This window comes from Janthinobacterium sp. JF4, from assembly GCF_059617925.1.
In genome coordinates this window covers 22,366-30,350 of record NZ_JCAQAV010000053.1, presented here as the reverse complement: position 1 = coordinate 30,350, position 7,985 = coordinate 22,366, and the positions used below count along the sequence as shown (strand labels likewise).

Sequence of the window (7,985 nt, the reverse complement as noted above, 5' to 3'; positions counted from 1 at the left end):
AAACGTTATTGAAAGCAACGCTGGGAGCATTCCCACATCTGACGGTGACATAGCCTTTTTATGCGCCGGTCTTGCCGCGCAAGGCGTCCAGGCTGTAGGCGCCGGCGCCCGCTGCCGCGAAGTACAGGAAGGTGAAGCAGTACATCACGGCCATTTCGCCGCCGTTCAGGATCGGCAGGAAACCGGCTGGCGCATGCGCCATGAAGTAGGCGGCCGCCATCTGGCCCGACAGGATGAAGGCGACGGGGCGGGTGAACAGGCCCACCAGCAACAGGCTGCCGCCCACCAGCTCGATGACGCCGGCCGCGCCCATCACGGAAAACAGTTGCAGGCCGTCGAACATGGCCACGTGCGGCGCGCCGAACAGCTTGGCCGTGCCGTGTTGCAGGAAGAGGAAGCCGAGGATGATGCGCAGCACGCCCAGCAGACGTGGGTTCCAGGTGGCGTAGAAGGCGGGCGAGAGGGACATGACGTACTCCATTCAAAAGTGAGGATGGTTTGGTGTCAGGCTTGCATTAACGCAATGTCATTATGCGGGAGCTTGCCGGCGAACAGTGTTGTAACTGTAATCATTTTTCATCCATTGATCATCTAGTGGGATATTGATGCATGATTTACTGTGCGTTGATGATGCGATAAAACCTGCGTGCAATGAAAAAAGCCCCGCAGTGATCTGCGGGGCTTTTCAGGAGGGTGTCTCGCTTACTTGACGATATTCACGGCCGGGGCAATATACGCGTCGTCGGTCGGGTGGGTGGGATTGGCCAGCTCGCTATGCAGCTTGTCCATGTCCAGTTCTTTTTCCCATTTCGACACGACGATGGTGGCCACGCCATTGCCCACAAAATTGGTCAGCGCGCGGCATTCGCTCATGAAGCGGTCGATGCCCAGGATCAGCGCCATGCCGGCCACGGGGATCGTCGGCACCACGGCCAGGGTGGCGGCCAGGGTGATGAAGCCGGCACCCGTGATGCCGGAGGCGCCTTTCGAGGTCAGCATCGCCACGCCCAGGATGGTCAGTTCCTGCCAGATGGTCAGTTCCGTGTTGGTCGCTTGCGCCACGAACAGGGCCGCCATGGTCATGTAGATGTTGGTGCCGTCCAGGTTGAACGAGTAGCCGGTAGGCACGACCAGGCCGACGACTGGCTTGGAGCAGCCCAGGCGCTCGAGTTTCTTCATCAGGGCCGGCAGGGCCGATTCCGACGAGCTGGTACCGAGCACGATCAGCAGTTCTTCCTTGATGTACAGCAGGAAGCGGCCGATGGAGAAGCCCGTGTACTTGGCGATCAGGCCCAGCACGACGAAGACGAACAGGAAGCAGGTCAGGTAGAACGAGCCCATCAGTTTAGCCAGCGGAATCAGCGAAGCCAGGCCGTATTTGCCGATGGTGAAGGCCATCGCGCCGAATGCGCCGATCGGGGCGACTTTCATGATGATGTTGACCATGCCGAAGATGGCATGCGACAGCTCGTCGATCAGCTTGGTGACGGGACGGCCGCGCTCGCCCAGCAGGGACAGCGAAAAGCCGAACAGGATGGCGATCAGCAGCACTTGCAGGATGTCGCCCTTGGCGAAGGCATCGACGAAGGTCTTCGGGATGATGTTCATCAGGAAGTCGGTGGTCGTCATGCCCTGGGCATGCGTGTATTGCTCGATCGACTTGGCGTCCAGGTGAGCCGGGTCGGCGTTGAAGCCGGCGCCCGGTTTGAGCAGGTTGGCAACGACCAGGCCGATGGCCAGCGCGAAGGTGGAGACCACTTCGAAGTACAGCAGCGCCTTGCCGCCTACGCGGCCGATCTTCTTGACGTCCTGCATGCCGGCGATGCCGGAAACCACGGTACAGAAGATCACCGGGGCGATGATCATCTTGATCAGTTTGATAAAGCCGTCGCCCAGCGGTTTCATGTCGACGGCGTTCGAGGGGTAGAACACCCCCAGCAGCACGCCTGCCACGATGGCGAACAGCACCTGCACGTACAGGATTTTATAGAATGGTTTTTTCACGAGTGGTCTCCTCTTGCGGGTTGATGCTGCGATCATCCGCCCATTGCCAGGCCCGCTCAATTGTGGATAACCGCAGATATGCACTTTCGCTATATCGGGTATTGCGCCATGGCGGGCGTGCCAGTACCGTGCTGCGGCGCAGCATTTCAGGCGTGCGCTTGGAGCATTGCCCGCGCTGCGCTACACTGCCGTAGCGTCGCGCGCGAGGCAACCGGCAAATCGCCGGTTTCTTTATTTTTTACTACCAAATAACGACGCCGGACAAAACCGTAGCGAGCGGAAGGGAGTTGTGGTCAGCAACCGCAGCCGTACTGAAGTACGGGGGCGCCGAGCCGGTGAGCATCGCAGGCCGCAACCACCGACGCGCAGTAGGTTTTCTCCGGTGTTATAAGGAATGGCATGATTGAAGCGAGCATCAAATCCGTCCAGTGCATTTCCCCCGCAGGCTTGCATACCATGTCGTACAAGGAGTGGGGCGCGGCCGACAATCCGAACGTGCTCGTCTGCGTCCACGGCGTGACGCGCGTGGCCGACGACTTCGACAACCTGGCGCGCGCCATGGCCAGCGACTACCGCGTGATCTGCCCCGACGTGGTGGGGCGCGGGCGCTCGGGCTGGCTGGCCAATCCGCAGTTTTACCGCGTGCCGCAATATGTGAGCGACATGGTGACCCTGCTGGCGCGCGTGCTGGCCAATGGCGAACGCCAGACGGTGGACTGGTTCGGCACCTCGATGGGCGGCTTGATCGGCCTGGGACTGGCATCGTTGCCGAACAGCCCGATCAGCAAGCTGGTGCTGAACGATATCGGCCCGACCCTGGCGCCGGAAGCCTTGCAGCGCATCGGCGACTACATCGGCCAGGACTTGCGTTTCGAGACGTTTGAACAAGGCGCCAAATTTGTGCGCGACGTCTCCGCCAGCTTCGGCCCGCATACGGACGCGGAATGGCATAAACTGGCGGTGGATGTGTTGCGCCAGGATAAGGATGGCCATTGGCGCCGCCACTATGATATGGGACTGGCCATGCCGTTCCGCTCGGCCACGCCGGAATCGGCGGCCAGCGACGAAGCCATGCTGTGGGCCGCGTATGATGCCGTGCGCTGCCCCACCTTGCTGGTGCGCGGGTCGGAATCCGATTTGCTGTCGCATGAAACGGCCACGCGCATGCTGGGCCGTGGCCCGAAAGCGGCGCTGGTGGAAATCGCCGGCGTGGGCCATGCGCCCACATTTGTCCACGACGACCAGATCGCCATCGCACGCAAGTTTTTGCTGGGCAAGTAATGGTGGGCGAGGAATACAAGCAATAACGCTGTACAGATTTTGAAACAACCGAAAGTAAAAGCATGGAAATTACACGACTGCACGTAGGCAAACGCCTCTCCGAAGTAGCCATTCACAACAACACCATCTACCTGGCTGGCCAGATCGCGGAAGACACCACGCAGGGCATCGTCGGCCAGACGCGCGAAGTGCTCGGTCACATCGACCGTTTGCTGATGGAAGCGGGCAGCGACAAGACTTGCATCCTGTCATGCCAGATCTACATCGCCGACATGAAGGATTTCCCCGGCATGAATGAGGTGTGGGACGACTGGGTCGCGTCAAGCCACACGCCGCCGCGTGCCACGGTGGAAGCGAAGCTGGCCAATCCGGCATGCCTGGTAGAAATCGTCATCATCGCTGCAGAGCGCTAAGTTATCAAGTTGTTGGGTTATTAAGTTTAAAGGTATCACATGGTTTCCATCTCGGCCCCGAATAGCGCCACATCGGAACAACTGGTAGAGGGCTTGAGCGCGCCGGACAGCGCGCGCGTGCTGGACGCGCTCGCGTATGCCACCGAAGCGTACGGCGACAAGCAGACCTTTGCCGGCCGCTCCGCGCTGGAGTTCGCCCTCGGCGTGGCCACCACCCTGGCTTTCCTGCGCAGCGATGCGGAAACGCGCATCGCCGGCCTGATGTTCGAGCTGACCTTGCTGGACCCGGACACGGCGGCCGATATCGAGCCGCGCTTCGGCAAGCAGGTGTGCGACCTGGCGACCGGCGTGCGCCAGCTGATCCGCTTGCGCGCGCTGACCCAGGCGCAGCACGGCAGCGCTGGCGGGCGCGGCAAGAATGCGGCGCAGCAAGCCGTGGCCCAGGTGGAAACCTTGCGCAAGATGTTGCTGGCGATGGCATCCGACATGCGTGTCGTGCTGGTGCGCCTGGCCGCCTGCGTGACGACCTTGCGTTACTTTGCCGAACTAAAACTGTTCAATGAAATGACGCGTGAATACGGCAAGGAAACGCTGGATTTGTACGCGCCGCTGGCCAACCGCCTCGGTATCTGGCAGCTGAAGTGGGAACTGGAAGATTTGTCGTTCCGCTTCATCGAGCCGGAAGCGTATAAACGCATCGCCAAGATGCTGGAAGAAAAGCGCATGATGCGCGAGGGCTTTGTTTCCTCGGCGATTTTGCGCCTGCAGACGGAACTGGCTGCGGCCGGTATCCAGGCGGAAGTATTTGGCCGCCCGAAACACATTTACAGCATCTGGAACAAGATGCGCGGCAAGGAGCTGGACTTTACGGCCCTGTACGACGTGCGCGCCTTCCGCGTCATCGTTGCCGACGTGAAAACCTGCTACACGGTGCTGGGCGTGGTTCACAATATCTGGACCCCCATCCCGAAAGAATTCGACGATTACATTTCGCGGCCGAAACCCAATGGCTATCAGTCGCTGCACACGGTGGTAACGGCCGAGGATGGCCGCCCGCTGGAAGTGCAAATCCGCACGAATGAAATGCACAGCTTTGCCGAGTACGGCGTGGCCGCGCACTGGCGCTACAAGGAAGAGGGCGGCTCGAACTTTGCTGGCCAGAAATACGACGAAAAGATCGCCTGGCTGCGCCAGCTGCTGGCCTGGAAAACCGAGGTGGCCGACGCCGTCGTGGGCCAGGAAGAAATTCAGCGCGAATGGGTGGAAAAGCTCAAATCGGCCACCCTGGACGACCGCATCTTCGTCATGACGCCGCAGGCGCGGGTGCTGGAACTGCCTGTGGGCGCCACGCCCGTCGATTTTGCGTATCACCTGCACACGGACGTGGGCCACCGCTGCCGCGGCGCCAAGGTCGACGGCATCATGGTGCCCCTGAATACCCAGCTGAAAAATGGCCAGACCTGCGAAATCATCACGGCCAAGGGCGCGCCGGGTACGGCTGGGCCATCGCGCGACTGGCTCAGCGCCGGCTACGCCGTCAGCACGCGCACGCGCTCGAAGATCCGCGCCTGGTTCCACGCCATCGACATGCAGGAAACCCTGGCCCACGGCCGCGCGCTGGTGGAGAAATCCCTGCAGCGCGAAGGCAAGACGGCCGTCAATCTGGAAGCGCTGGCGCAAAAGCTGGGCTTTGCGAAAGTCGACGAGCTGTTCCTGTCGGTGGGCAAGGATGAATTCAGCCTGCGCCACGTGGAGCAGGCGTTGCACGACAATGGCGAAGTGGTGGTGCCGGAAGACGCCGTGCTGGTCGGCAAAAGCCGCGCCTCCAGCGTGGAGCAGGGCGCCAAGTCCGGCGTGCTGGTGGTGGGCACCGAGGGCTTGATGACGGTGCTGGCCAAGTGCTGCAAGCCGGCGCCGCCGGACAGCATCGTCGGCTTTGTCACGCGCGGCAAGGGCGTCTCGATCCACCGCGCCACATGTAAAAACTTCGAGGAAATGCGCGCCAAGTCGCCCGAGCGGGTGATCTTCACGGAATGGGGCAGCACGGGCGTGCACGACACCGTGTACCCGGTCGACATCTTCATTCTGGCCGGCGACCGCCAGGGCTTGCTGCGCGACATCTCCGAGATCTTCTCGCGCGAAAAGATCAACGTCATCGGCGTCAACACCCAAAGCGCCAAGGGCCAGGCCCGCATGACCTTTACGGCCGAGATCAGCTCGACGGCGCAGCTGTTGAAGGCGCTGAATGTGATCAAGGACGTCAGTGGCGTGCTGGAGGCGCGGCGTAGCTAGTCTTTGCACCCCAGTATTTGCTGTTGGGTTCAATCAATGCGTCTTGTCACCCTGATGCAAGCCTGCCATCGCCGCCGTCTCCGGCTGCAAAGTAATATGGTCGATGCCATGCTTGGCTAACAGCATCTTCTTGATCGCCCGCAAGACCTTGGGCCAATGGTCGAGGTGTTCGATTTCCACGTGGCCGATCAGGGCCGGCTGGCCCGGCGACATGTCCCACACATGCAGATCGTGCACGGCGATCACGCCGTCCACTTGCTCCACGTCCGTGCCCACGGCGATGTAGTCGATGTGCATGGGCACGCCTTCCATCAGGAAATGGTAGGACTCTTTCAATACCCCGAACGTGGATTTCAGGATCAGCAGGGATACCAGCACGGACAGCAGCGGGTCGATCTGCATCCAGCCCGTGAAGTAAATCACGGCGCCGGCGATGATGGCGGCGACCGACCCGAGCAGATCGCCCATCACGTGCACGAGGGCGGCGCGCGTGTTGACGCTTTGCTTGTCTTTCGACAAGACCCACGCCACGACGATATTGATCGCCAGTCCGATGAAGGCGACGATGAAGACCATGCCGCCCTTCACGGGTTGCGGGGCGGAAAAGCGCTGCGCGGCTTCATAGCAGATCCAGCCCACCACGCACAGCATGGCCAGGCCGTTGACGAAGGCGGCCAGCGCTTCGGCGCGGCCAAAGCCGAACGAGTGGCGCGGCGAAGGAGGACGGCGCGCAATGATCTGCGCCAGCAGGGCCAGGCCCAGCGCGGCCGCGTCCGTGACCATGTGGCCCGCGTCGGAAATCAGGGCCAGCGAATTGGACAGGAAGCCGGCCGCCACCTCGATGCCGGCAAACGACAGGGTCAGCCCCAGCGCCCACGCGAGGATGCTCTGGCTGCGGCCCTCGAACGAGTGGGTGTGCTCGGCATCGCCTTTCCTGTGGGCGTGCAAATGGGTGGCGTCGTGTTCGGTGGAGTCGTGCATCTGGGACATGGAGTGCTTTGTGGAATGAGGTTGCCGTCAGTGTAATTGAAAAGCAACAAAATAGTCGGCGCGCAAAAAAACCTGCATGCCGGGCGGCGATGCAGGTTTTTTAGCAAGGCAAACAATTTTACTGCGCGGCCGTCTCGCCAAACTTGCCTTCGCGGAAATCCTGTACGGCCTGGAACACTTCCGCCTGGGTATTCATGACAAACGGGCCATATTGCGCGATCGGCTCGTTCAAGGGCTGGCCGGCGACGAGGATCACGCGGCCGCCTTGCGGCGCCTCGATGCGCACGCCGTCGCTGCCCGGCGTGTTGGCGAAGATCGCCATGCGCAGGGCGGGCACGGCCTTGCCGTCCACCTGCACTTCGCCACGGAAGGTGTAGATGAAAGCGTTATGGCCTGGCGGCAAGGGCTGCTCGAAGCTGCTGCCTGCCGGCAAGTCGATGTCCAGGTATAGCGGTTGCGTCAGCTCGCGCTGCACGGCGCCCGCCACGCCATGGCTTTCACCGGCGATCACTTGCACGGCCGCGCCTGTATCCGTCGTGTAGCGGGGGATTTCATCGCTCGTAAAGTCGCGGTACCACGGCGTGCGCATCTTGTCGCGCGCGGGCAGGTTCAGCCAAAGCTGAAAACCTTCCATCACGCCTTCTTCCTGCTCCGGCATTTCCGAGTGGATCACGCCGCTGCCGGCCGTCATCCATTGCACGCCGCCCGACGTCAGCAAGCCTTCGTTGCCCGCGCTGTCCTTGTGGCGCATGCGCCCCGTGATCATGTACGACACCGTTTCGAAACCGCGGTGCGGATGCTCGGGGAAGCCGGCGATATAGTCGTTCGGCTTGTCGCTGGCAAAGTTGTCGAGCATCAAGAATGGGTCGAGACGGCGCTGCAACTGCTGCGTCAGGACGCGGTTGATCTTCACGCCGGCGCCATCCATGACGGCCTGGCCGGCGATCACGCGCTCGACGGCGCGTGGCTTGTTGACGGTGGTGGTATCGCTCATTGTTTTCTCCT

The 7,985-nt window shown here is 61.6% G+C and carries 7 protein-coding genes; 3 read left to right on the top strand and 4 right to left on the bottom strand.

Annotated elements, in window-relative coordinates:
• Positions 1–58 precede the first annotated feature (58 nt).
• Together AC54AF_RS24920 and AC54AF_RS24915 are read right to left on the bottom strand one after the other, a co-directional pair.
• Complete coding sequence (locus tag AC54AF_RS24920; protein WP_496638712.1) at positions 59–469, bottom strand: DoxX family protein; 411 nt, start codon at positions 467–469, stop codon at positions 59–61.
• A gap of 233 nt (positions 470–702) precedes the next feature.
• Positions 703–2,040, bottom strand: coding sequence for a dicarboxylate/amino acid:cation symporter (locus AC54AF_RS24915; RefSeq protein WP_496638711.1), 1,338 nt, complete (start codon positions 2,038–2,040; stop codon positions 703–705).
• Between the two features lie 363 nt (positions 2,041–2,403).
• Here AC54AF_RS24915 and AC54AF_RS24910 point away from each other — a divergent pair, with 363 nt between their 5' ends.
• From AC54AF_RS24910 to AC54AF_RS24900, 3 genes are all read left to right on the top strand, one after another.
• Complete coding sequence (locus tag AC54AF_RS24910) at positions 2,404–3,285, top strand: alpha/beta fold hydrolase (RefSeq protein WP_496638710.1); 882 nt, start codon at positions 2,404–2,406, stop codon at positions 3,283–3,285.
• Positions 3,286–3,347: 62 nt separating this feature from the next.
• Complete coding sequence (locus AC54AF_RS24905; protein WP_131685952.1) at positions 3,348–3,698, top strand: Rid family hydrolase; 351 nt, start codon at positions 3,348–3,350, stop codon at positions 3,696–3,698.
• Between the two features lie 39 nt (positions 3,699–3,737).
• A complete protein-coding gene (locus AC54AF_RS24900; protein WP_496638709.1) occupies positions 3,738–5,990 on the top strand; it encodes a RelA/SpoT family protein in 2,253 nt (750 codons plus the stop codon).
• Positions 5,991–6,023: 33 nt separating this feature from the next.
• On the opposite strand, the gene AC54AF_RS24895 is transcribed toward AC54AF_RS24900, so the two are convergent.
• Together AC54AF_RS24895 and AC54AF_RS24890 are read right to left on the bottom strand one after the other, a co-directional pair.
• Entirely contained in the window at positions 6,024–6,980 is a 957-nt protein-coding gene (locus tag AC54AF_RS24895) for a cation diffusion facilitator family transporter (protein ID WP_496638708.1), read from the bottom strand.
• Positions 6,981–7,098: 118 nt separating this feature from the next.
• Complete coding sequence (locus AC54AF_RS24890; protein ID WP_496638707.1) at positions 7,099–7,974, bottom strand: pirin family protein; 876 nt, start codon at positions 7,972–7,974, stop codon at positions 7,099–7,101.
• Positions 7,975–7,985: the final 11 nt, after the last annotated feature.